The 23791-nt window shown below is 60.7% G+C and carries 20 protein-coding genes; 13 read left to right on the top strand and 7 right to left on the bottom strand.

Annotation, left to right across the window (positions count from 1 at the left end; all coding sequences use genetic code 11):
- Nucleotides 1-11 precede the first annotated feature (11 nt).
- From frr to rpsB, 4 genes are all read right to left on the bottom strand, one after another.
- On the bottom strand, nucleotides 12-569 hold the full coding sequence (gene frr / locus AB7M25_RS24175; protein WP_007978385.1) for a ribosome recycling factor: 558 nt from the start codon (nucleotides 567-569) through the stop codon (nucleotides 12-14).
- A complete protein-coding gene (gene pyrH / locus AB7M25_RS24180) occupies nucleotides 566-1309 on the bottom strand; it encodes a UMP kinase (protein WP_003222124.1) in 744 nt (247 codons plus the stop codon). Before pyrH ends, frr begins: the two co-directional genes overlap by 4 nt.
- 209 nt (nucleotides 1310-1518) lie before the next feature.
- Nucleotides 1519-2382, bottom strand: coding sequence for a translation elongation factor Ts (gene tsf / locus AB7M25_RS24185; RefSeq protein ID WP_015093762.1), 864 nt, complete (start codon nucleotides 2380-2382; stop codon nucleotides 1519-1521).
- 189 nt (nucleotides 2383-2571) lie between these two features.
- Complete coding sequence (gene rpsB, locus AB7M25_RS24190) at nucleotides 2572-3309, bottom strand: 30S ribosomal protein S2 (protein ID WP_007978390.1); 738 nt, start codon at nucleotides 3307-3309, stop codon at nucleotides 2572-2574.
- Between the two features lie 371 nt (nucleotides 3310-3680).
- On the opposite strand from rpsB, the gene map reads away from it, so the two are divergent.
- The 3 genes from map (at nucleotide 3681) to dapC (ending at nucleotide 8564) form a co-directional block, all read left to right on the top strand.
- Nucleotides 3681-4463, top strand: coding sequence for a type I methionyl aminopeptidase (gene map, locus AB7M25_RS24195; RefSeq protein WP_102699381.1), 783 nt, complete (start codon nucleotides 3681-3683; stop codon nucleotides 4461-4463).
- A gap of 41 nt (nucleotides 4464-4504) precedes the next feature.
- Entirely contained in the window at nucleotides 4505-7207 is a 2703-nt protein-coding gene (locus tag AB7M25_RS24200; protein ID WP_258684392.1) for a [protein-PII] uridylyltransferase, read from the top strand.
- Nucleotides 7208-7364: 157 nt separating this feature from the next.
- A complete protein-coding gene (gene dapC, locus AB7M25_RS24205; protein WP_454238070.1) occupies nucleotides 7365-8564 on the top strand; it encodes a succinyldiaminopimelate transaminase in 1200 nt (399 codons plus the stop codon).
- Between the two features lie 87 nt (nucleotides 8565-8651).
- Here dapC and AB7M25_RS24210 read toward each other — a convergent pair whose 3' ends face one another.
- Complete coding sequence (locus AB7M25_RS24210; RefSeq protein WP_454238071.1) at nucleotides 8652-10283, bottom strand: Na+/H+ antiporter; 1632 nt, start codon at nucleotides 10281-10283, stop codon at nucleotides 8652-8654.
- A 318-nt stretch (nucleotides 10284-10601) separates the two neighbouring features.
- Here AB7M25_RS24210 and AB7M25_RS24215 point away from each other — a divergent pair, with 318 nt between their 5' ends.
- From AB7M25_RS24215 to AB7M25_RS24230, 4 genes are all read left to right on the top strand, one after another.
- Nucleotides 10602-10964 (top strand): ArsC family reductase, encoded by a 363-nt coding sequence (locus tag AB7M25_RS24215; protein ID WP_007978403.1) that lies wholly within the window; start codon nucleotides 10602-10604, stop codon nucleotides 10962-10964.
- Between the two features lie 32 nt (nucleotides 10965-10996).
- On the top strand, nucleotides 10997-12031 hold the full coding sequence (gene dapD / locus AB7M25_RS24220) for a 2,3,4,5-tetrahydropyridine-2,6-dicarboxylate N-succinyltransferase (protein WP_454238072.1): 1035 nt from the start codon (nucleotides 10997-10999) through the stop codon (nucleotides 12029-12031).
- Between the two features lie 139 nt (nucleotides 12032-12170).
- Nucleotides 12171-13376 (top strand): aminotransferase class V-fold PLP-dependent enzyme, encoded by a 1206-nt coding sequence (locus AB7M25_RS24225; protein WP_429385932.1) that lies wholly within the window; start codon nucleotides 12171-12173, stop codon nucleotides 13374-13376.
- Nucleotides 13373-13777: a SufE family protein gene (locus AB7M25_RS24230; protein WP_429560237.1), complete on the top strand. Its 405-nt coding sequence runs from the start codon at nucleotides 13373-13375 to the stop codon at nucleotides 13775-13777. Before AB7M25_RS24225 ends, AB7M25_RS24230 begins: the two co-directional genes overlap by 4 nt.
- A gap of 114 nt (nucleotides 13778-13891) precedes the next feature.
- Here the strand turns inward: AB7M25_RS24230 and tcdA are convergent, their stop codons facing one another.
- On the bottom strand, nucleotides 13892-14710 hold the full coding sequence (gene tcdA / locus AB7M25_RS24235) for a tRNA cyclic N6-threonylcarbamoyladenosine(37) synthase TcdA (protein ID WP_429385936.1): 819 nt from the start codon (nucleotides 14708-14710) through the stop codon (nucleotides 13892-13894).
- A 250-nt stretch (nucleotides 14711-14960) separates the two neighbouring features.
- On the opposite strand from tcdA, the gene AB7M25_RS24240 reads away from it, so the two are divergent.
- The 4 genes from AB7M25_RS24240 to AB7M25_RS24255 all read left to right on the top strand — a co-directional run bounded on the left by AB7M25_RS24240 (nucleotide 14961) and on the right by AB7M25_RS24255 (nucleotide 20190).
- A complete protein-coding gene (locus AB7M25_RS24240; RefSeq protein ID WP_429385938.1) occupies nucleotides 14961-17552 on the top strand; it encodes a glycosyltransferase in 2592 nt (863 codons plus the stop codon).
- Nucleotides 17553-17767: 215 nt separating this feature from the next.
- Nucleotides 17768-18919, top strand: a complete 1152-nt coding sequence (gene dapE, locus AB7M25_RS24245; protein ID WP_007995764.1) for a succinyl-diaminopimelate desuccinylase — start codon at nucleotides 17768-17770, stop codon at nucleotides 18917-18919.
- Nucleotides 18919-19728 (top strand): putative RNA methyltransferase, encoded by an 810-nt coding sequence (locus AB7M25_RS24250; RefSeq protein ID WP_429385942.1) that lies wholly within the window; start codon nucleotides 18919-18921, stop codon nucleotides 19726-19728. Before dapE ends, AB7M25_RS24250 begins: the two co-directional genes overlap by 1 nt.
- Nucleotides 19729-19812: 84 nt before the next feature.
- Complete coding sequence (locus AB7M25_RS24255) at nucleotides 19813-20190, top strand: hypothetical protein (protein WP_429385944.1); 378 nt, start codon at nucleotides 19813-19815, stop codon at nucleotides 20188-20190.
- Between the two features lie 125 nt (nucleotides 20191-20315).
- Here AB7M25_RS24255 and AB7M25_RS24260 read toward each other — a convergent pair whose 3' ends face one another.
- A complete protein-coding gene (locus AB7M25_RS24260; protein WP_007954750.1) occupies nucleotides 20316-20525 on the bottom strand; it encodes a cold shock domain-containing protein in 210 nt (69 codons plus the stop codon).
- 236 nt (nucleotides 20526-20761) lie between these two features.
- On the opposite strand from AB7M25_RS24260, the gene plsB reads away from it, so the two are divergent.
- On the top strand, nucleotides 20762-23254 hold the full coding sequence (plsB, locus tag AB7M25_RS24265) for a glycerol-3-phosphate 1-O-acyltransferase PlsB (RefSeq protein WP_454238073.1): 2493 nt from the start codon (nucleotides 20762-20764) through the stop codon (nucleotides 23252-23254).
- Between the two features lie 169 nt (nucleotides 23255-23423).
- Entirely contained in the window at nucleotides 23424-23780 is a 357-nt protein-coding gene (locus tag AB7M25_RS24270) for a YbaY family lipoprotein (RefSeq protein ID WP_429385949.1), read from the top strand.
- The last annotated feature ends 11 nt before the right edge of the window (nucleotides 23781-23791 follow it).

The following is a 23791-nucleotide window of genomic DNA, read 5'->3' on the forward strand; positions in this document are numbered from 1 at the left end:
AAACGCGACCCTTATACGGCCATCAGGTCTTTTTCTTTCTCCGCCAACTTAGCGTCGATTTCAGCTACGAACTTCTTGGTCAGATCGTCGATCTCGCCTGTGGCGCGACGTTCTTCGTCCTCGCTGATTTCCTTTTCCTTGACCAGATCCTTCAGCGAGCTGTTTGCATCGCGACGGATGTTGCGCACGGCAACACGGGCATCTTCAGCCACATCGCGAGCCTGCTTGGTGAAACCGCGACGGGTTTCTTCGGTCAGGGCCGGCATGCTGATCAGCAGCAACTCACCCAGGTTGGTCGGGTTCAGGTTCAGTCCTGCACTGCCGATCGCCTTGTCGACGGCGCCCAGCATGTTGCGCTCGAAGGCAACGACTTGCAGGGTACGGGCATCTTTGACGGTGATGTTGGCCACTTGCTTGATCGGGGTGTCGGAACCGTAGTACGGCACCATCACGCCTTCCAGGATGCTCGGGTGCGCTTGACCGGTACGAATGCGGCCGAAGTTGTGCGCCAGCGATTCCACGGACTTCTGCATGCGCTCTTTGGCGTCTTTCTTGATTTCGTTGATCATTGTTGGCCTTCCTCGATCAGGGTTCCTTCAGCGCCGCCATGCACGATGTTCAGCAGGGCGCCGGGCTTGTTCATGTTAAATACGCGTAGCGGCATCTTGTGGTCGCGGCACAGGCAAATGGCCGTCAGATCCATCACACCCAGCTTGCGATCCAGCACTTCATCGTAAGTCAGATGATCGAACTTCTCGGCATGCGGGTCTTTGAACGGGTCAGCGGTGTAGACGCCGTCGACCTTGGTTGCCTTGAGCACGACATCGGCATCGATTTCGATTGCACGCAGGCAGGCAGCCGAATCCGTCGTAAAGAACGGATTGCCGGTACCGGCCGCGAAAATCACCACGTCCTTGGAGTTCAAGTGGCGCATGGCCTTGCGGCGATCATAGTGATCGGTCACGCCAACCATGGAAATAGCGGACATCACGATGGCCGAGATGTTGGCGCGCTCAAGGGCGTCGCGCATGGCCAGGGCGTTCATCACAGTGGCCAGCATGCCCATGTGGTCGCCGGTGACCCGATCCATGCCAGCCTTGCTCAGCGCTTCACCGCGGAACAGGTTGCCACCACCGATAACCAGACCGACCTGTACACCGATGCCGACCAGTTGGCCAACTTCCAATGCCATGCGATCCAGAACTTTCGGATCGATCCCGAACTCTTCCGAGCCCATCAGGGCCTCGCCGCTGAGCTTGAGTAGAATGCGTTTATAGCGAGCCTGATAACCACTGCCCTGCTGAGCCATTGCGAATCTCTCCTGCGGCGTATTTTAAAAATTCTTTGCGAGCTGTTTTCAGCTGGCGTTCACTCTAGCTTGGCGCTGCTTCAGCGCCATCGGAACACGGCTTTGTAAGCCAGTTCCAAAAGGAAACCAATAAAAATTGGTGCCCCATCTGAAAAGAGGCTGCGCGCGTGAGCGGGCAGCCTCTTCTGGGCGACAGTTAAAAAACCGTCTTATTGCTTGGCGGCAGCCAGCTGGGCAGCAACTTCTTCTGCGAAGTTGTCCACTGGCTTCTCGATGCCTTCGCCTACCTTGAAGTAAGTGAAGGAAACGATTTCAGCGCCGGCTTTCTTGGCCAGAGCACCTACGGTGACTTCCGGGTTCATCACGAAAGCCTGCTCGACCAGGCTGGCCTCAGCCAGGAACTTGGTGATACGACCAGCGATCATCTTCTCGACGATTTCAGCTGGCTTGCCTTTCATCTTGTCTTCGTTCAAAGACAGGAAAACGGCTTTTTCGCGCTCGATGGCTTCTGGCGAAACCTGCGATGGCAGCAGGAACTCAGGGTTGCTTGCCGCCACGTGCATGGCGATCTCTTTGGCCAGCTGAACATCGCCGCCCTTGAGAACAACAGCAACACCGATCTTGTTACCGTGCAGGTAGGTGCCGACAACGTCGCCCTCTACGCGCACCAGGCGACGGATGTTGACGTTTTCGCCAACTTTGGCAACCAGTGCTTCACGAGCCGATTCCTGAGCGGCGATCAGCGGAGCTGCGTCGGTCAGTTTTTCGTCGAAGGCTTTCTCTACGCTGGCAGCAACGAAGTTCTTGAAGTCGTCTTGCAGGGCCAGGAAGTCGGTCTGCGAGTTGACTTCCAGCAGCACGGCTGCCTTGTCGTCAGCCTTGATGGCGATAGCGCCTTCAGCGGCAACGTTACCGGCTTTCTTGGCGGCCTTGATGGCGCCCGAAGCACGCATGTCATCAATGGCTTTCTCGATGTCGCCGCCAGCCTTGGTCAAGGCCTTTTTGCAGTCCATCATGCCTTCGCCAGTACGCTCGCGCAGTTCTTTGACCAACGCTGCAGTAATCTCTGCCATTTCAAAATCCTCTTGGATAGGTTTTCAACCATTCCACCCGATCGAACGGGCGATCAATTCTTCCCGAACCACCCTTGTTAGCTGCCGCACGTTACAGATAGAGCAGTGGGCGCCGACAAATGGTTTTCGAGGTGGCAAAAAGGGGGCCAAGCCCCCTTTTTGCTTACTGAGTCAACGCCAAGGCGTCAATTACTCAGCTGCTGCTACCGGAGCTTCTTCAACGAACACTTCGGTGCCGCCGGCAACGTTGTTGCGGCCGCGGATCACAGCGTCAGCCATCGAACCCATGTACAGCTGGATAGCGCGGATTGCGTCATCGTTGCCTGGGATGATGTAGTCAACGCCTTCCGGGCTGCTGTTGGTATCGACTACGCCGATAACCGGGATGCCCAGCTTGTTGGCTTCGGTGATCGCGATGCGCTCGTGATCAACGTCGATAACGAACAGAGCGTCTGGCAGACCGCCCATGTCCTTGATACCACCCAGGGAACGATCCAGCTTTTCCAGGTCACGAGTGCGCATCAGCGCTTCTTTCTTGGTCAGCTTGGCGAAAGTACCGTCTTCGGCTTGAACTTCAAGGTCACGCAGACGCTTGATGGAAGCACGGATGGTCTTGAAGTTGGTCAGCATGCCGCCCAACCAGCGGTGATCGACGTACGGCGAACCGCAACGTGCTGCTTCTTCAGCAACGATCTTGCCAGCGGAACGCTTGGTGCCGACGAACAGAATCTTGTTTTTGCCCTGGGCCAGACGCTCTACGAAAGTCAGAGCTTCGTTGAACATTGGCAGGGTTTTTTCAAGGTTGATGATGTGGATCTTGTTACGCGCGCCGAAAATGTACTTGCCCATTTTCGGGTTCCAGTAACGGGTCTGGTGACCGAAGTGCACACCGGCCTTCAGCATATCGCGCATGTTGACTTGGGACATGATAGTTCCTTAATAAGTCGGGTTTGGCCTCCACGTATCCCAATGACCAACCAGCAGCATCAGCTGAAGGCACCCAGGTCATCGTGTCGACACGTGTGTGGATTTAGGCTTTTCGGGACATCCCCGGAAAGCGGCGCATTTTATATCACAAGGCAGGGCAAAACGGAACCCGGATTCTGAATTCCTGGCGAGCGCTTTGCGCCATCCCTTGGAATCCTCCAAGAATGCACCATTCTATAGAGAGAAGCGATGCACACAGGCGCAGATTTGCGCTGATCGTCTGGTAGAATCGTATTTTTCAGGGCTGCGAAGACCCATCGCGTAATGCCCTTTCCGTTCAGAAAGCGCCGCCTGGCGCAGAGAGAGCCTGTATGACCGTCACCCTCAAAACGCCCGAGGATATCGCCAAAATGCGTATCGCCGGCAAACTGGCCGCCGATGTGCTGGAAATGATTGCCGAACATGTCAAGCCGGGCGTTACCACCGATCAACTGAACCAGATCTGCCACGACTACATCGTCAATGAGCAGAAAGCCATCCCTGCCCCGCTCAACTACAAGGGCTATCCAAAGTCGATCTGCACATCGATCAACCATGTGGTCTGCCACGGCATCCCGAACGACAAGCCACTCAAAGATGGCGACACACTGAACATCGACGTCACCGTCATCAAGGACGGCTACCACGGCGACACCAGCCGCATGTTCCACGTCGGCAGCGTGCCGGTCTGGGCCGAGCGCCTGTCCCAGGTGACCCAGGAATGCATGTACAAGGCGATTGAAATCGTCAAGCCCGGCTGCCGCCTGGGCGACATCGGCGAAATCATCCAGAAGCACGCTGAAAAGAACGGATTCTCGGTGGTTCGCGAATTCTGCGGCCACGGTATCGGCAAGGTGTTCCACGAAGAGCCGCAGATCCTGCACTACGGCCGCGCCGGCACTGGCATGGAACTCAAGGCCGGCATGACCTTCACCATCGAGCCGATGATCAACCAGGGCCGTGCCGACACCAAGGTTCTGGGCGACGGCTGGACCGCGATCACCAAGGACCGCAAGCTCTCGGCACAATGGGAGCACACCCTGCTGGTGACCGAAACCGGTTACGAGATCTTCACCCTGCGCAGCGATGACACCATCCCTCGCGTTTCGGCCTGATCTCGCCAGCGTATCTCGCCTATAGAAAGGAAAGCCAATCGATGCCGCAGGTGGATCCCGAACTCTTCGACCGAGGCCAGTTCCAGGCTGAACTGGCCCTGAAGGCAAGCCCGATCGCGGCCTTCAAGAAGGCGATCCGCCAGGCCCGCGAGGTGCTCGACGCACGTTTTCGCAATGGCCGGGACATTCGCCGGCTGATCGAGGATCGCGCCTGGTTCGTCGACAACATCCTGCAAAAGGCCTGGGAGCAGTTCAGCTGGAGCGAGGACGCCGACATCGCGCTGGTCGCGGTCGGTGGCTACGGCCGCGGTGAATTGCACCCTTATTCCGACATCGATTTGCTGATCCTGCTGGACAGCGCGGACCACGAAGTTTTCCGCGATTCCATCGAGCGCTTTCTGACACTGTTGTGGGACATCGGCCTGGAGGTCGGTCAGAGCGTTCGCTCGGTCGAAGAGTGCGCCGTCGAGGCCCGCGCCGACCTGACGGTCGTCACCAACCTGATGGAAAGCCGCACCATCGCCGGCCCCGAGCGTTTGCGCCAACGCATGCTGGACGTCACCAGCACCGGGCACATGTGGCCGAGCAAGGACTTCTTCCTGGCCAAGCGCGCCGAACAAAAGGCTCGCCACCACAAGTACAACGACACCGAATACAACCTGGAACCCAACGTCAAAGGCTCGCCCGGCGGCCTGCGGGATATCCAGACGATTCTGTGGGTGGCCCGTCGCGAGTACGGCACCCTGAACCTGCGGGCACTGGCCGGCGAAGGTTTCCTGGTCGAAAGTGAAAACGCCCTGCTGGCCTCTTCCCAGGAATTCCTGTGGAAGGTTCGCTATGCCCTGCACATGCTCGCCGGTCGCGCCGAAGACCGCCTGCTGTTCGATCACCAGCGCACCATTGCCGGGCTGCTGGGCTTCAAAGGCGACGACGCCAAGCAAGCCATCGAAAACTTCATGCAACAGTATTACCGGGTGGTGATGAGCATCGCCCAGCTCAGCGACCTGATCATCCAGCACTTCGAGGAAGTCATCCTCGCACCGGAAGACGAGGCACCACCGCAGCCGATCAACTCGCGCTTCCAGTTGCACGATGGCTATATCGAAGCACGCAACCACAACGTTTTCCGCCGCACGCCGTTCGCCATGCTGGAAATTTTCGTATTGATGGCCCAGCAGCCGGAAATCAAGGGCGTACGCGCGGACACCATTCGTATGCTGCGGGAAAACCGTCACCTGATCGACGACGACTTCCGCAACGATATTCGCAACACCAGCCTGTTTATCGAGCTGTTCAAGTGCAAGATCGGCATCCACCGCAACCTGCGACGGATGAACCGCTACGGCATCCTGGGTCGTTATCTGCCCGAATTCGGCTTTATCGTCGGGCAGATGCAACATGACCTGTTCCACATCTATACGGTCGATGCCCATACCCTGAACCTGATCAAGCACCTGCGTAAGTTGCAGTACACCCAGGTGTCGGAAAAATTCCCGCTGGCCAGCAAACTCATGGGCAAGCTGCCCAAACCCGAGCTGATCTACATGGCCGGCCTGTACCACGACATCGGCAAAGGCCGGCATGGCGACCACTCGGACGTCGGCGCGGTCGACGCCGAGGCGTTTTGCCAGCGCCATCAGTTGCCAGTGTGGGACAGCCGCCTGATCGTGTGGCTGGTGCAAAACCATCTGGTGATGTCGACCACCGCCCAGCGCAAAGACCTGTCCGACCCGCAGGTGATCCACGACTTCGCACAGATCGTCGGCGACGAAACCCGCCTTGACTACCTGTATGTGCTGACCGTCGCCGACATCAACGCCACCAACCCGACGCTGTGGAACTCCTGGCGCGCCAGCCTGCTGCGCCAGCTCTACACCGAAACCAAGCGTGCCCTGCGTCGTGGCCTGGAAAATCCGGTGGACCGCGAAGAGCAGATCCGCCAGACCCAGAGCGCCGCCCTGGACATTCTGGTGCGCGGCGGCACCGACCCGGACGATGTCGAGCAGCTGTGGGCGCAGTTGGGTGATGACTATTTCCTGCGTCATACCGCGGGCGATGTGGCCTGGCACAGCGACGCCATCCTCCAGCAACCGGCCGATGGCGGCCCCCTGGTACTGATCAAGGAGACCACCCAGCGCGAGTTCGAAGGCGGGACCCAGATCTTCATCTACGCCCCGGACCAGCACGACTTCTTCGCCGTGACCGTGGCCGCGATGGACCAGCTCAACCTGAACATCCATGACGCCCGGGTCATCACCTCCAGCAGCCAGTTCACCCTCGACACCTACATCGTGCTCGACACCGACGGCGACTCGATCGGCGACAACCCGGCACGGGTCAAACAGATCCGCGACGGCCTGACCGAGGCCCTGCGCAACCCGGACGACTACCCGACCATCATCCAGCGCCGGGTACCGCGCCAGCTCAAGCATTTCGCCTTTGCACCACAGGTGACGATCCACAACGACGCCCAGCGGCCGGTGACGGTGCTGGAACTCACGGCACCCGACCGCCCGGGCCTGCTGGCACGGATCGGCACGATTTTCCTGGAGTTCGATCTGTCGCTGCAAAATGCCAAGATCGCCACCCTCGGCGAGCGCGTGGAAGACGTGTTCTTCATCACCGACGCCCACAATCAGCCGCTGTCCGACCCGCTGTTGTGCAGCCGCCTGCAGGACGCGATCGTCGAACAACTGAGCGTCAACCAGGAACCTGATATCAAACTGTCGCGCATCAGCATCTGACTTAACAACGGCCCGCCTTTCGTAGGAGCGAGCTTGCTCGCGATGAACTCAAATACACCGCGTTATTCTGGCAAGAACGCGGTGTATTTGAGTTCATCGCGAGCAAGCTCGCTCCTACAGGGACCAGCGCCGCTCCAACACCGAACGAGATTTATCGATGAACAACGCTCTGTCCCAGCTCCAGCCTTACCCGTTCGAAAAACTCCGCGCCTTGCTCGGCAGCGTCACGCCCAACCCGGACAAGCGCCCTATTGCACTGTCCATTGGCGAGCCTAAACACCGCTCGCCAAGCTTCGTCGCCGAAGCGCTGGCCAGCAATCTCGATCAGATGGCCGTATACCCGACCACCCTCGGCATCCCGGCCCTGCGCGAAGCCATCGCCGCCTGGTGCGAACGTCGCTTCGATGTGCCCAAAGGCTGGATCGACCCGGCGCGCAACGTACTGCCGGTCAACGGCACCCGCGAGGCGCTGTTCGCCTTCACCCAGACCGTGGTCAACCGTGGCGATGACGCGCTGGTGGTCAGCCCGAACCCGTTCTACCAGATCTACGAAGGTGCGGCGTTCCTCGCCGGGGCCAAGCCGCATTACCTGCCGTGCCTGGACGAAAACGGCTTCAATCCGGATTTCGACGCCGTTTCGCCGGACATCTGGAAACGCTGCCAGATCCTGTTCCTGTGCTCGCCAGGCAACCCGACCGGCGCATTGATTCCGGTTGAAACCCTGAAAAAGCTGATCGCCCTGGCCGATGAGCACGACTTCGTGATTGCCGCGGACGAGTGCTACAGCGAACTCTACTTCGACGAACAAATGCCGCCGCCAGGCCTGCTCAGCGCCTGCGCAGAACTGGGCCGCAAGGACTTCAAGCGCTGCGTGGTGTTCCACAGCCTGTCCAAGCGTTCGAACCTGCCAGGCCTGCGCTCCGGTTTTGTCGCCGGTGACGCCGACATTCTCAAAGGCTTCCTGCTTTACCGCACCTACCACGGCTGCGCGATGCCGGTTCAAACCCAACTGGCCAGCGTTGCTGCGTGGAATGATGAAGTGCATGTGCGCGCCAACCGTGCGTTGTATCGCGAGAAGTTCGATGCGGTACTGGAAATTCTCAGCCCGGTGCTGGACGTACAACGCCCGGATGGCAGTTTCTACCTGTGGCCGAATGTGGCCGGTGACGACGCAGCGTTCTGCCGCGACCTGTTCGAGCAGGAGCACGTGACCGTGGTGCCGGGTTCTTACCTGTCGCGGGATGTCGATGGCGTCAATCCAGGCGCCGGGCGCGTGCGCATGGCGCTGGTTGCGCCGTTGGGGGAGTGTGTCGAGGCTGCCGAACGCATTCGCGACTTCATTCAACGCCGCAAGTAACCGCAGACCTGTAGGAGCCCGGCTTGCCGGCGATGGCAATCAGCAGGACGCCATCGCCGGCAAGCCGGGCTCCTACACGAGCAGCGGTTATTTCACCTGACCCAGTTTCGCCTCACTCAGATCCAGCTCCCCCAGCACCTCACGCAACACGTCATCGCCAATCTGGTGCTGACGACTGAGTCTGTACAACTCCAGGCGCTGCGCCCGCAGCGCCTTCACCCGCAAGCGCCGTTCCAGCAAGTCCATCTGAAAAGCCAGGGCCTGGGCTTCGGCTGAATCGTTGAACACCTCCAACTGGTGCCGGTACTCGGACATGATCCGCGCCTTGAGTTCGGCGGCCAGCGCGGACTGGGCGGCGTCCTGCGGGTTGACCTCTTCTGCCTCCAGCGCATGAATGGCCGCTTCGGCGGTCTTGCGCCAGGCGTCGCGCACTTCGTTGCGGCGCTTGTCGTCCGGGCTGGCTTCGATGCCGCGCAACAACAGTGGCAGCGCGATGCAGGCCGCAATCAACGACAGCAGAATCACCCCGGCGGCGATGAATATCAGCAGATCCCGCTCGGGAAACGCACTGCCCCCCATGAGCATTGGCACCGACATCACACCCGCCAGCGTCACGGCCCCACGCACACCGCCGACGGTCAGCAACCAGCAGGAACGCGCGCCTGGCACTCGGGTTATCTCAGCCTTGCCACGCCAGCGCCGCACAAAAATGGACAGCCGCCAGATGCTTTGCACCCAGACGAACCGCAAAACCAGCAGCACCAGGAAAATCGCCACCACGTCCAGCCCGCGATACAACAACGTCGGCCATAGCGAGGTTTCGTGACTGGCCACCGCCTTCATGATGTCCGGTAACTGCAGGCCCAACAGCAGGAAAATCAAGCCGTTGAAGGCGAACTCCAGCAATGACCAGACACTGCGATTGAGCAGGCGCGTGTTGGTCTGGCGTGGCAGCAGATCGAGCCAGCTCTGCATCATCCCCGCCGCCACCGCCGAGAGGATGCCCGACACCTCCATGCGCTCGGCCAGCACGTAGGCCGCAAACGGCAGCAACAACATGAACACCACGTGCGTCGCGGGGTCATCCCAGCCGCGCGCGATCATCCACGCCCGCAGACGGCCAACCAGCCAGCTCAAGGCCACCCCGACGGCCAGCCCACCGACGGCGACCAGCACGAACGTCAGACTGGCATTGGCCAGTGAGAACACGCCCGTCACCGCCGCCGCCAAGGCAAATTTGAACGTCACCAGGCCGGAGGCGTCGTTCATCAGTGCCTCACCCTGCAAGATGTGCATCAATGGCGTGGGCAGCCGATTGCGGGAGATGGCCGACACCGCCACCGCATCCGTCGGTGACAGCACGGCCGCCAGGGCAAACGCCACCGGCAACGGCACACCGGGCAGCAGCCAATGAATGAAATAGCCGGCACCAACCACGGTAAACAACACCAGGCCCACCGCCAGGGTCAGGATCGGTCCGCGCAGGTGCCAGAATTCGCGCTTGGGCATGCGCCAGCCGTCGGAGAACAATAGCGGTGGCAGGAACAGAAACAGGAACAACTCGGGATCCAGGGCCACATGCAGCCCCAGAGTCGGCCACGCAAGCAATGCCCCTGCGGCGATTTGCACCAGCGGCAACGGTAGCGGGATCACCCGTCCGATCAGGCGCGAAACGCCGACCAGCATCAACAGGATCAGGACGGTGTAGGCGGTTTGCATAAAGCGTGGTTCCCGGACAATCGACAGCATTGAAGTGCCATATTAGCTGCTTAGACTGTTTGGGGGCCCTTGCACCAATGTCGCACAACGGAATACCGCCCTCCTGTAGGAGCGAGCTCGCTCGCGATGGTCGTTAACGATGACGCGGTATGCCTGATACCCCGCGGCGCTCTCGGGTTCATCGCGAGCAAGCTCGCTCCTACAAAGGGATTTATGGCATGACACCAATACAAACCCGACCACAGCCGCCGCGAAACCGTCCGGCCATGGCATAATCCTGCACCTTTTATTTCCAGCACCTGCAAAGGGGGCAATTCCTTGACCGTTTCAAGCAAAACGTTGCACCTTTTCGGCATCAAAGCCTGCGACACCATGAAAAAGGCGCGCACCTGGCTCGATGAACACGCTGTCAGCTATGACTTTCATGATTACAAAGCGGTCGGTATCGACCGTGAACACCTGACCCAATGGTGCAGCGAGCACGGCTGGGAAGTGGTGTTGAACCGTGCCGGCACGACCTTTCGCAAGCTCGACGACGAACGCAAAGCCGATCTCGACCAGACGAAAGCCATCGAACTGATGCTCGCACAACCCTCGATGATCAAGCGCCCGGTGCTCGATCTCGGTGACCGAACCCTGATTGGCTTCAAGCCAGATATCTACGCGGCCGCGCTCAAGTAAGCAGCCCGTTCAATTTTGTTAGAGGTATTCACATGTCCACTACCCTGTTCAGCCTGGCCTTCGGCGTCGGCACTCAAAACCGTCAAGGCGCATGGCTGGAAGTGTTCTACGCCGCCCCGGTTCTCAAGCCATCGGCTGAAGTCGTCGCCGCTATCGCACCGATCCTGGGCTACACCGAAGGCAATCAGGCCATCGCATTCAGCACCGCCCAGGCCTCGCAACTGGCCGAAGCCCTCAAAGGCGTCGACGCTGCTCAGGCCGCCCTGCTGACCCGTCTGGCCGAGAGCCACAAGCCGCTGGTCGCCACCCTGTTGGCTGAAGACACCCAGCTGTCGTCCACCCCGGAGGCCTACCTCAAGCTGCACCTGCTGAGCCATCGCCTGGTCAAGCCTCACGGCCTGAACCTGGCCGGGATCTTCCCGCTGCTGCCGAACGTGGCCTGGACCAGCCAGGGCGCTGTCGACCTGAGCGAACTGGCCGAGCTGCAACTCGAAGCCCGCCTGCGCGGCGAGCTGCTGGAAGTGTTCTCGGTGGACAAGTTCCCGAAAATGACCGACTACGTGGTTCCGGCTGGCGTGCGCATCGCTGACGCTGCGCGTCTGCGCCTGGGCGCCTACGTGGGTGAAGGCACCACCGTGATGCACGAAGGTTTCATCAACTTCAACGCCGGCACCGAAGGCCCGGGCATGATCGAAGGCCGCGTATCCGCTGGCGTATTCGTCGGCAAGGGTTCGGACCTGGGCGGCGGCTGCTCGACCATGGGCACCCTGTCGGGCGGCGGCAACATCGTGATCAAGGTCGGCGAAGGCTGCCTGATCGGCGCCAACGCCGGTATCGGTATCCCGCTGGGCGACCGCAACACCGTCGAGTCGGGCCTGTACGTGACCGCCGGAACCAAGGTCGCGCTGCTGGACGAAAACAATCAACTGGTCAAAGTGGTCAAGGCCCGTGAACTGGCCGGCCAGCCGGACCTGCTGTTCCGTCGCAATTCGGAAACCGGTGCCGTGGAATGCAAAACCCACAAATCGGCCATCGAGTTGAACGAAGCGCTGCACACTCACAACTAAGCGTCACCTGTACCTGTAGGAGCGAGCCTGCTCGCGATGATCAAATGAACGACACGGGCTGTCTGGTACCCCGCGTTATCGTTGAGGTCCATCGCGAGCAGGCTCGCTCCTACAGGGGTCAGGCGTACAGGCGAACACCATGATGATTCTCTCTCCCTGGCGCGCCGATTTTCCGGCCATCGCCGCCCTGCAGCGGCAAGGCCAGACCTATCTGGACAACGCCGCCACCACGCAAAAACCTCAAGCCCTGCTGGACGCCCTGGCACACTACTACGCCAATGGCGCGGCCAACGTGCATCGGGCGCAACACTTGCCCGGCGCCCACGCCACCCAGGCGTTCGAGGACAGCCGTCGCAAAGCCGCGCAATGGCTCAATGCCGGCGATTGCGGGCAGATCATCTTTACCCACGGCGCGACGTCCGCGCTGAATCTCCTGGCCTATGGCCTGGAACCTCTTTTCAATCCGGGCGACGAAATTGTCATCAGCGCCCTGGAGCATCACGCCAACCTTTTGCCGTGGCAGCAACTGGCGCACCGTCGCGAGCTGAAGCTGGTGATCCTGCCGCTGGACGCCGACGGCGTGATCGACCTTGAAGCCGCCGCCGGCTTGATCGGCCCACGCACGCGTCTGCTGGCCGTCAGTCAACTGTCCAACGTGATTGGCGCGTGGCAGCCGCTGCCTCAATTGCTGGCACTGGCCAAGGGGCACAACGCCCTGACCGTGATCGATGGTGCCCAGGGCGTGGTCCATGGCCGCCACGACGTGCAAGCATTGGGCTGCGATTTTTATGTGTTCTCCAGCCACAAGCTCTACGGCCCCGATGGCCTGGGCGTGCTGTTCGGGCGCAATACAGCGCTGCAACAGCTGCGCCCCTGGCAGTTCGGCGGTGAAATGGTGCTGGATGCCAATTATCACGACGCACGCTTTCGCCCGGCCCCCTTGGGCTTCGAGGCCGGGACGCCGCCGATTGCCAGTGTGATCGGACTGGGAGCGACCCTGGATTACCTCGCCGGGCTTGATCAGGACGCCGTGTCCGCCCATGAAACGGCGCTGCATGGCTGCCTGCTCAAAGGCCTTGAGGCACGTCACGGCATCCGCTTGCTGGGCAAGCCGCAAGTGGCACTGGCCAGTTTCACCGTTGAGGGTGTACATAACGCCGACCTGGCGCATTTGTTGACTGAGCAAGGAATTGCGGTGCGCGCTGGCCATCACTGCGCCATGCCATTGCTCAAACACTATGAACTGGCGGGGGCGATTCGGTTGTCGTTGGCGCTGTACAACGACTCCGAAGACCTGGAACGGTTTTTTGAAGCCCTGGATCAGGCGCTGGAGATGCTGCGATGAAACTGCCTGCCGATGCCGTGACCGCACTCGATACCTTTGGCAAAGCCGCCGGCTGGGAACAACGCGCACGCCTGCTGATGCAATGGGGCGAGCGCCTGCCTGCCTTGAGCGACGCGCAGATGTGCGACGCCAACCGGGTGTACGGTTGTGAAAGCCAGGTGTGGCTGGTGGGCGAATTGCGCGACGGCCATTGGCAGTTCAGCGCCAACAGCGATGCGCGCTTGATTCGCGGGTTGGTGGCGTTGCTGCTGGCGCGGGTCAACGGCTTGTCGGCGGCTGAATTGCAGCAGGTGGATTTGCCGGACTGGTTCAATCAGTTGGGGCTGGGACGACAGTTGTCCGAGTCCCGCAGTAATGGCTTGAATGCCGTATTGCAACGCATGCGCGAGTTGGCTGCCTGACTTTATGGATGCGTGAAATGTCCTTGTAGGAGCCGGCTTGCTGGCGACCCAGGCACCGCGGTGTATCAGGATCGCCGCCATCGCTGGCAAGCCAGCTCCTACAAGGAATGTGTTTCAGGCCTCAGGTTTGATGCGCTCCGCCGGCCGCCGCACTCCCGCCACGATCTTGTCCACAGCCTTGGTCGCCGCGACCATGCCGAAGGTCGCCGTCACCATCATCACCGCGCCAAACCCGCCGGCGCAGTCGAGCTTCACGCCATCACCGACAAAGCTCTTCTGCAGGCAAATGCTGCCGTCCGGTTTCGGATAACGCAGCTGCTCGGTGGAAAACACGCACGGCACGCTGTAATGGCGGGTCACGGTGCGTGAAAAGCCGTAGTCGCGGCGCAGCGTGGAGCGCACTTTCGAAGCTAATGGGTCATTGAACGTGCGATTCAAGTCGCAGACCTGAATCAAGGTCGGGTCGATCTGCCCTCCCGCACCGCCGGTCGTGATGATCTGGATCTTGCGACGCTTGCACCAGGCGATCAGCGCAGCCTTGGCGTTGACGCTGTCGATGCAGTCGATCACGCAGTCGATGTTCGGTGTGATGTACTCGGCCATGGTGTCGCGGGTGACGAAGTCCGGCACCGCGTGCACCGTGCAGCCCGGGTTGATCCCGCGCAGACGCTCGGCCATCACCTCGACCTTGGGTTTGCCGACGGTACTGTCCAGCGCGTGCAACTGACGGTTGGCGTTGCTGACGCAGACGTCGTCCAGATCGAACAGCGAAATCTCGCCCACGCCACAACGGGCCATGGCTTCCGCCGCCCAGGAACCGACACCACCGACGCCAACAATCGCCACATGGGCAGCCCGCAGTCGCTCCAGCCCTTCGATGCCATACAAGCGGGCGATGCCGGCAAACCGCGGATCTTCTGTACTCATGACCATTACCTAAAAAACCGGCGCGTATTATACGGCCAGACGGTAACAAGTCCTACACAGATAGGAGACACAGCCTACAAATCGATTTCAATATGCCCTACACCAGAAATGACAGAACTTTAGTGAATACGGATTGCCCAATGTCCGACATTTCTCTGCCTGCTGTACGGTCAGATAATGCCAAGTGTAGGATGCGCGCCCTCTCTCGGCCGCCAACCGTTCCTCCGTTCCACAGTCTTTGGAACCCGAAATAGCCATGTCATCGCGTAAATTTGGACTCAACCTGGTCGTGGTGCTCGCCATCGCGGCCTTGTTTACCGGCTTCTGGGCGCTGATCAACCGTCCGGTCACCGCCCCCAACTGGCCTGAACAGATCTCCGGCTTCTCCTACTCACCCTTCCAGCAGGGCCAGTTCCCGCAGAAAGACCAGTACCCGACCGACGATCAAATGCGTCGCGACCTGGAGATCATGAGCAAGCTGACGGACAACATCCGCATCTACTCGGTCGATGGCACCCTGCAAGACATCCCGAAACTGGCAGAAGAATTCGGCTTGCGGGTGACACTGGGGATCTGGATCAGCCCGGACCAGGAACGCAACGAACGGGAAATCACCCGCGCCATCGAAATCGCCAACTCCTCGCGCAGCGTGGTTCGTGTGGTGGTCGGCAACGAAGCGATCTTCCGCAAGGAAATCACCGCCGCTGAGCTGAGCGTGATGCTCGACCGAGTCCGTGCTGCCGTGAAGGTGCCAGTGACCACGTCCGAGCAATGGCACGTCTGGGAAGAACACCCGGAACTGGCCAAGCACGTCGACCTGATCGCCGCGCACGTCCTGCCTTACTGGGAATTCATTCCGGTGGACAAGGCCCAGCAGTTCGTCCTCGACCGCGCCCGCGACCTGAAAAAGATGTTCCCGAAAAAGCCGCTGCTGCTGTCCGAAGTGGGCTGGCCGAGCAACGGTCGCATGCGCGGTGGCGCCGATGCGTCGCCGGCAGACCAGGCGATCTACCTGCGAACCTTGGTCAACAAGCTCAATCGCCAGGGCTTCAACTACTTCGTGATCGAAGCGTTTGACCAACCGTGGAAAGCCAGCGACGAAGGTTCCGTTGGCGCCTACTGGGGCGTGTTCAACGCCGCGCGCCAGCAGAAGTTCAACTTCGAAGGCCCGGTGGTGGCGATTCCGCAGTGGCGCGTACTGGCCGTTGGCTCGGTGGTATTGGCGCTGTTGTCGCTGACCCTGCTGATGATCGACGGCTCGGCCCTGCGCCAGCGTGGTCGCACCTTCCTGACCTTCATTGCGTTCCTCTGTGGTTCGGTGCTGGTGTGGATCGGTTACGACTACAGCCTGCAATACAGCACCTGGTTCAGCCTGACGGTGGGTTTCCTGCTCGCCCTCGGCGCGCTCGGGGTGTTTATCGTGTTGCTGACCGAGGCCCATGAACTGGCCGAAGCGGTGTGGGTGCACAAGCGCCGCCGCGAGTTCTTGCCGGTGGAAGGCGATTCCAGCTACCGCCCGAAAGTATCGATTCACGTGCCCTGCTACAACGAGCCGCCGGAGATGGTCAAACAGACCCTCAATGCCCTGGCCAACCTCGACTATCCGGATTTCGAAGTCCTGATCATCGACAACAACACCAAGGACCCGGCGGTCTGGGAACCGGTGCGCGATTATTGCGAAACCCTCGGCCCGCGCTTCAAGTTCTTCCACGTGGCACCGCTGGCCGGCTTCAAGGGTGGTGCGCTGAACTACCTGATTCCGCACACCGCCAAGGACGCCGAAGTGATTGCCGTGATCGACTCGGACTACTGCGTCGACCGCAACTGGCTCAAGCACATGGTGCCGCACTTCGCCGACCCGAAAATCGCCGTGGTGCAGTCGCCGCAGGACTACCGCGACCAGAACGAAAGCACCTTCAAGAAGCTCTGCTACGCGGAATACAAGGGCTTCTTCCATATCGGCATGGTCACCCGCAACGACCGCGACGCGATCATCCAGCACGGCACCATGACCATGACCCGCCGCTCGGTGCTCGAAGAGCTGGGCTGGGCCGACTGGTGCATCTGCGAAGACGCCGAGCTGGGCCTGCGCGTATTCGAGAAAGGCCTGTCGGCGGCGTATTACCACACCAGTTATGGCAAGGGCCTGATGCCCGATACCTTCATCGACTTCAAGAAACAGCGTTTCCGCTGGGCCTACGGAGCGATTCAGATCATCAAGCGCCACACCGCCAGCCTGCTGCGCGGCAAGGACACCGAGCTGACCCGCGGCCAGCGCTACCACTTCCTCGCGGGCTGGTTGCCGTGGGTGGCGGACGGCATGAACATCTTCTTCACCGTCGGTGCGCTGTTGTGGTCGGCGGCGATGATCATCGTGCCGCAACGGGTCGATCCGCCGCTGCTGATCTTCGCAATCCCGCCATTGGCGCTATTCGTGTTCAAGGTGGCCAAGATCATTTTCCTCTACCGTCGTGCGGTCGGGGTGAACTTGAAGGATGCGTTCTGCGCGGCGCTGGCCGGTCTGGCGTTGTCTCACACCATCGCCAAAGCGGTGCTGTACGGCTTCTTCACCAGCAGCATTCCGTTCTTCCGCACGCCGAAAAACGCCGACAACCATGGTTTCTGGGTGGCGATTTCGGAAGCACGCGAAGAGGTGTTCATCATGCTGCTGTTGTGGAGCGCTGCACTGGGGATTTATCTGGTCAACGGCATGCCGAGCAACGACATGCGCTTCTGGGTCACCATGCTGCTGGTGCAGTCGCTGCCGTATCTGGCGGCGCTGATCATGGCGTTCCTGTCGTCGCTGCCGAAACCGGCCGCCGAGCCTGAAACGGCACCTGTCGTCTAAATCTTTGCGGATGCACTAAACGGCGGCCAATGGTCGCCGTTTTGCTTTAAGATAACCGCCATTTTGCGGGGCTTGGCCCTATCCCTGTGGGAGCGGGCTTGCTCGCGAATGCGTTGTAACAGTTGAGGCGTATGTTGACTGACACACCGCTTTCGCGAGCAAGCCCGCTCCCACATTGAAGCCCAAGCCCATATTTCATGATTCCGGAGTTTTCCATGACGGCCCACGCCGACCTTTCGCCGACCCTTCAACTCGCCATCGACCTGATCCGCCGTCCATCCGTGACGCCGATCGACGCCGATTGCCAGAAGCAGATGATGCAGCGCCTGGGCGATGCCGGTTTCACCCTGGAACCGATGCGCATCGAAGATGTGGATAACTTCTGGGCCACCCACGGCCAGGACGACGGTCCGGTGCTGTGCTTCGCCGGCCACACCGACGTGGTCCCGACCGGCCCGGTAACGGCCTGGCAGATCGAACCGTTCAACGCGCTGATCGACGAACACGGCATGCTCTGCGGCCGTGGCGCCGCCGACATGAAAGGCAGCCTCGCCGCCATGACCGTCGCGTCCGAGCGTTTTGTCGCCGACTACCCCAATCACAAGGGCAAAGTCGCGTTCCTGATCACCAGCGATGAAGAAGGCCCGGCGCACCACGGCACCAAGGCGGTGGTCGAACGCCTCGCCGCGCGCAAGGAGCGTCTGGACTGGTGCATCGTCGGCGAACCGTCGAGCACCACCCTGGTGGGTGACGTGGTCAAGAACGGCCGTCGCGGCTCCCTCGGCGCCAAGCTGACCGTGCGCGGCGTGCAAGGTCACGTGGCTTACCCGCACCTGGCGAAGAACCCGATCCACCTCGCCGCTCCGGCCCTGGCCGAACTGGCCGCCGAGCATTGGGACCACGGCAACGATTTCTTCCCGCCGACCAGTTTCCAGATCTCCAACGTCAACTCCGGCACCGGTGCAACCAACGTGATCCCGGGTGACCTGGTGGCGGTGTTCAACTTCCGTTTCTCCACCGAATCCACGGTCGAAGGCCTGCAAAAGCGCGTCGCCGACATCCTCGACAAACATGGCCTGGACTGGCACGTCGACTGGGCCTTGTCCGGTCTGCCGTTCCTCACCGAGCCAGGCGCGCTGCTGGACGCGGTGTCGTCGAGCATCAAGGACATCACCGGTCGCGACACCAAGGCGTCCACCAGCGGCGGCACTTCCGACGGGCGCTTCATCGCGACCATGGGCACGCAAGTGGTTGAGCTGGGCCCGGTCAACGCGACCATCCACCAGGTCAACGAGCGCGTGCTGGCAGCCGACCTCGATGTACTGACCGAAATCTACTACCAGACCCTGATCAAGTTGCTCGCCTGATGCTTGCCTGCCCAATCTGCAGCGCACCGCTCAACGCGGTGGACAACGGTGTGGTCTGCCCCGCCGGGCATCGGTTCGACCGTGCGCGCCAGGGTTACCTGAACCTGCTGCCGGTGCAGCACAAGAACAGCCGCGACCCTGGGGATAACCAGGCGATGGTCGAAGCCCGCCGTGACTTCCTGAATGCCGGGCATTACGCCCCGGTGGCCAGGCGTCTGGCGGAGCTGGCCGCCAGCTATGCACCGCAGCGCTGGCTGGACATCGGTTGTGGCGAGGGCTACTACACCGCGCAAATCGCCGAGGCGCTGCCGGAAGCCGAAGGTTATGCTCTGGACATCTCCCGCGAAGCGGTCAAGCGCGCCTGCAAACGCAACCCGCAACTCACCTGGTTGATCGCCAGCATGGCGCGGGTACCGTTGGCTTCCGGCAGTTGCCAGTTCCTCGCCAGCGTCTTCAGCCCGCTGGACTGGGAAGAAGCCAAACGCCTGCTCAGCGTCGGCGGCGGCCTGATGAAAGTCGGGCCGACCAGCGGCCACCTGATGGAATTGCGCGAGCGGCTGTACGATGAAGTCCGCGAGTACATCGACGACAAGCATCTGGACCTGGTGCCGGAAGGCATGGCGCTGGCGCACAGTGAAACCCTGGAATTCAAGCTGACGCTCCACAGTGGTCAGGACCGGGCGAACCTGCTGGCCATGACGCCCCACGGCTGGCGCGCCAGTGCCGAACGCCGTGCTGCCGTTATCGAGCAGGCCGAACCGTTCGAGGTCACCGTGTCGATGCGCTACGATTATTTCGTTCTTCAATAACTTCAAACATTTTTGGTCTTGGGCAACAGCTCAAGGCCGGCTAAATCCGCGAATGGATTTTTCAGACCCGCAGTGAGGACATCCATGCGCCAGCCCGATATCGAGATTTACCTGAAAGACGCCGACGTCGACCACAAAGCCATTGCCGCCTGGCTCGGCGCGGCACTTGGCCCGTGTTCGGATTGGGTGCAGAAGGGCCAGACCTACAAGTGCAAGGCCGGCAACGTACCGGTGACCTGGCTGCCAAAAGCGGTCGGCAAGTGGAACAGCCTGTACCTGGAAAGCGACCAGACCCCATGGGACGACGACATCGCCTGCGCCCGCGCCGCGTTTACCGCGCTGAACGTCGAAGTGCGTTGCGCGCCGGGAACCTGGGTCGAGGAAGAAGGTGAAGAGACGGCGGACCGCTGGATTCGCATCAGCGCCGATGGTGAAGAAGAAATCACCTGGAAGACCACTTAATAGCCAACAACACCGATCAAATGTGGGAGCGGGCTTGCTCGCGAATGCGGTGGATCAGCCGGCATCAACTGCGACTGGCACACCGCATTCGCGAGCAAGCCCGCTCCCACAATGGTTTTGCGTGATTACAGACCTACAACATCCTCAGCCTGCAACCCCTTCTGCCCTTCGACCACCGCATACTCAACTTGCTGGCCTTCGGTCAGTGAACGGTGCCCCTCGCCGCGAATCGCGCGGTAGTGCACGAACACGTCCACCCCGTCTTCGCGCTGAATGAAGCCGTAGCCCTTGGCGTCGTTGAACCACTTCACGTTGCCGGTTTCGCGTGTTGCCATTTGTTCATACTCCCTTTTTATTATTGATCGGGCTTTTCGCAGGAAAGCCTCGGGAACGTCAGCCTGCGCATACCGGTCCCATGAGGGCAACGGCGACAGAGCGCCGAGTATATGACAGACGCTGAAACTCTCAATAGCACTTTACTTCGCCGCTTTTTTGCCGATTTTCGACGAATCCGGCACACTACGCAGCGCCCGAGCAAACGCTTGGTTTCATTCACTCACGCAGAAGCCGTATGACCCGTTCCCCGTTCCGCCGTCTTGTGTTTGGCACCCTGCGCCGCCTGCTGTACCTCTGGGTTCGCTCGGAGACGATCAACCAGTCGTCGTTCACCCTCAACCTCGACCGCAGTCGTCCGGTGTTCTACGTCCTGCAAAACCCATCGCTGACCGACCTTGCCGTGGTCGACACCGAGTGCAGCAAGGCCGGCCTGCCGCGCCCGGTGCTGCCGGTATCGGTGGGCAACCTGCTGGAACCGGCCGCGTTCTTCTACCTGACGCCGGACCCGGACTGGCTCGGCCGCCAGGACAAGCGCGGCGCGCCGCCAACCTTGACCCGCCTGGTCAGCGCCCTGAGCCAGAACGCCGCCGAAGACGCGCAGATCATTCCGGTCAGCGTATTCTGGGGCCAGTCGCCGGACAGCGAAAACAGCCCGTGGAAACTCCTGTTCGCCGATAGCTGGGCGGTAACCGGGCGTCTGCGTCGCTTGCTGAGCATCATCGTGTTGGGGCGCAAGACTCGCGTGCAGTTCTCCGCGCCGATTCACCTGCGCGAACTGATCGCGCACAACAAAGGCCACGAGCGCACCGTGCGCATGGCCCAGCGCATCCTGCGGGTGCACTTTCGCAACCTGAAGGCGGCAGTGATCGGCCCGGACATTTCCCACCGTCGCAACCTGGTCAAGGGCCTGCTGAACCAGCCGCAGGTCAGACAAGCGATCCTCGACGAGGCCGAACGCGAGAACATTTCACCGGAAAAAGCCAAGGCCCAGGCCCTGCGCTATGGCAACGAAATCGCCTCGGACTACACCTACACCGCCATCCGTTTTATGGAAGTGGTGCTGAGCTGGTTCTGGAACAAGATCTACGACGGCATCAAGGTCAACCACATCGAAGGCGTGCAGAAGGTCGCCCAGGGTCACGAAGTGATCTACGTACCCTGTCACCGCAGTCACATCGATTATCTGCTGCTGTCCTACCTGCTGTTCCGCAACGGCCTGACCCCGCCGCACATCGCCGCCGGGATCAACCTGAACATGCCGGTGATCGGCGGCCTGCTGCGTCGTGGCGGCGCGTTTTTCATGCGCCGAACGTTCAAGGGCAACCCGCTGTACACCTCGGTGTTCAACGAATACCTGCACACCCTGTTCACCAAGGGCTTCCCGGTGGAGTACTTCGTCGAGGGTGGACGTTCGCGCACCGGGCGCATGCTGCAACCGAAAACCGGGATGCTGGCCATCACCCTGCGCAGCTTCCTGCGTTCCTCGCGGATGCCTATCGTGTTCGTGCCGGTGTACATCGGCTACGAGCGCGTACTGGAAGGTCGAACCTATCTTGGCGAGCTGCGCGGTGCGGCCAAGAAGAAAGAATCGATCTTCGACATCTTCAAAGTCATCGGCGCACTCAAGCAGCGCTTCGGCCAGGTCGCGGTGAACTTCGGCGAGCCGATCAAACTGGCGCAATTCCTCGACAGCGAACAGCCGGACTGGCGCCAACAGGCACTCGGCCCGCAGTTCAGACCGGCCTGGCTCAACGAAACCACCAACCGCCTCGGCGAAAAAGTCGCGCAGCATTTGAACGAGGCGGCGGCGATCAACCCGGTCAACCTCGTTGCCCTGGCACTGCTGTCCACCAGCCGCCTGGCCCTGGACGACCGCGCCATGGCACGGGTGCTCGACCTGTATCTGGCGCTGCTGCGCAAGGTGCCGTACTCGCCGCACACCACCCTGCCGGACGGTGACGGCCGGGCGTTGATCGAGCATGTGAAGGATATGGACCTGCTGGCCGAGCAGAGCGATGCCCTGGGCAAGATTCTGTATCTGGATGAGCAGAACGCCGTCCTGATGACCTACTACCGCAACAACGTGCTGCACATCTTCGCCTTGCCGGCGCTATTGGCAAGTTTCTTCCAGAGCGCCTCGCGCATGAGTCGCGAACAGATCCTGCGCTACACCCGCGCGCTGTACCCGTACCTGCAAGCGGAGCTGTTCATTCGCTGGTCGCTGGACGAACTGGATGCGGTGATCGATCAATGGCTGGCGGCGTTCGTCGAGCAAGGCCTGCTGCGTTTCGAGAACGATGTGTACCTGCGCCCGGCGCCAAGCTCACGGCATTTCGTGTTGCTGACGCTGCTGTCGAAAAGCATCGCCCAGACCCTGCAGCGCTTCTACATGACCGTTTCCCTGCTGCTCAACAGCGGCCAGAACAGCATCAGCGCCGAAGAGCTGGAAGACCTGTGCACGGTCATGGCCCAGCGCCTGTCGATCCTGCATGGCCTGAACGCCCCGGAATTCTTCGACAAGAGCCTGTTCCGCCACTTCATCCAGACCCTGCTCGACCTCGAAGTGCTCAAGCGCGACGAAGCGGGCAAGCTCGGTTATCACGAACTGCTCGGCGAACTGGCCGAAGGCGCGGCCAAACGGGTGTTGCCAGCGGAGATTCGTTTGTCGATCCGGCAGGTGGCGCTGCATCGCAGTGAAGATGCGGCGGAGTTGGTCACACCGCTCTGACTCACTCACATCTCTGCGCGGAAGTTTCATGGCTGAAGCAAGGACGCTTCTTGCTTATGCCACCTCCTCTTCGCCCCTGCTCGTAGGAATCCCCCTACATAGCAAACGTTGCCTCGACCCTATGCTGGGCGCTCGTCAATACCGACGATCAATTGATAAGGAAATCAATATGAGCAACGAAACCGTAAAAACTATCAGTGGCGAAGTGTATTACCTGGAAAGGATAGCCCTGATGTCTAACTCGACTCTTCAGGTCCGCCTGCTGGATGTCAGCTTGCAAGATGTCAGCTCGCAAGTTGTCTTCCCGAAGGTGCTGGCCGTACAGAAAACTCCCAACGCAGAAAAAGGCGGGCTGAAATTCAGCCTGACGTACAGCGTTGCTGATGTCCTGCCTGGCCATACCTATGCAATCAGCGCGACCATCACCCATGAACACCGTCTGATCTTCGCCACCTTAGATCCACGCTTGGTGGATCTGGGTGTCGATCATGTAGAAGAGCAGGAAGTGCGGGTCCGCGTCAGCTGAGAACACCCCCG

The sequence above is a fragment of the Pseudomonas sp. AP3_22 TE3818 genome, from assembly GCF_053628995.1.

Excerpts from the sequence above, each read along its gene's own strand:
- dapD (WP_454238072.1), top strand. The coding sequence starts at position 10,997 with ATGTCCACTACCCTGTTCAGCCTGGCCTTCGGCGTCGGCACTCAAAAC.
- AB7M25_RS24240 (WP_429385938.1), top strand. The coding sequence starts at position 14,961 with ATGTCATCGCGTAAATTTGGACTCAACCTGGTCGTGGTGCTCGCCATC.
- frr (WP_007978385.1), bottom strand. The coding sequence starts at position 569 with ATGATCAACGAAATCAAGAAAGACGCCAAAGAGCGCATGCAGAAGTCC.
- AB7M25_RS24250 (WP_429385942.1), top strand. The coding sequence starts at position 18,919 with ATGCTTGCCTGCCCAATCTGCAGCGCACCGCTCAACGCGGTGGACAAC.
- AB7M25_RS24230 (WP_429560237.1), top strand. The coding sequence starts at position 13,373 with ATGAAACTGCCTGCCGATGCCGTGACCGCACTCGATACCTTTGGCAAA.
- AB7M25_RS24260 (WP_007954750.1), bottom strand. The coding sequence starts at position 20,525 with ATGGCAACACGCGAAACCGGCAACGTGAAGTGGTTCAACGACGCCAAG.
- tsf (WP_015093762.1), bottom strand. The coding sequence starts at position 2,382 with ATGGCAGAGATTACTGCAGCGTTGGTCAAAGAACTGCGCGAGCGTACT.
- dapE (WP_007995764.1), top strand. The coding sequence starts at position 17,768 with ATGACGGCCCACGCCGACCTTTCGCCGACCCTTCAACTCGCCATCGAC.
- dapC (WP_454238070.1), top strand. The coding sequence starts at position 7,365 with ATGAACAACGCTCTGTCCCAGCTCCAGCCTTACCCGTTCGAAAAACTC.
- plsB (WP_454238073.1), top strand. The coding sequence starts at position 20,762 with ATGACCCGTTCCCCGTTCCGCCGTCTTGTGTTTGGCACCCTGCGCCGC.
- map (WP_102699381.1), top strand. The coding sequence starts at position 3,681 with ATGACCGTCACCCTCAAAACGCCCGAGGATATCGCCAAAATGCGTATC.
- tcdA (WP_429385936.1), bottom strand. The coding sequence starts at position 14,710 with ATGGTCATGAGTACAGAAGATCCGCGGTTTGCCGGCATCGCCCGCTTG.
- AB7M25_RS24270 (WP_429385949.1), top strand. The coding sequence starts at position 23,424 with ATGAGCAACGAAACCGTAAAAACTATCAGTGGCGAAGTGTATTACCTG.
- AB7M25_RS24210 (WP_454238071.1), bottom strand. The coding sequence starts at position 10,283 with ATGCAAACCGCCTACACCGTCCTGATCCTGTTGATGCTGGTCGGCGTT.
- rpsB (WP_007978390.1), bottom strand. The coding sequence starts at position 3,309 with ATGTCCCAAGTCAACATGCGCGATATGCTGAAGGCCGGTGTGCACTTC.
- AB7M25_RS24200 (WP_258684392.1), top strand. The coding sequence starts at position 4,505 with ATGCCGCAGGTGGATCCCGAACTCTTCGACCGAGGCCAGTTCCAGGCT.
- pyrH (WP_003222124.1), bottom strand. The coding sequence starts at position 1,309 with ATGGCTCAGCAGGGCAGTGGTTATCAGGCTCGCTATAAACGCATTCTA.
- AB7M25_RS24225 (WP_429385932.1), top strand. The coding sequence starts at position 12,171 with ATGATGATTCTCTCTCCCTGGCGCGCCGATTTTCCGGCCATCGCCGCC.
- AB7M25_RS24255 (WP_429385944.1), top strand. The coding sequence starts at position 19,813 with ATGCGCCAGCCCGATATCGAGATTTACCTGAAAGACGCCGACGTCGAC.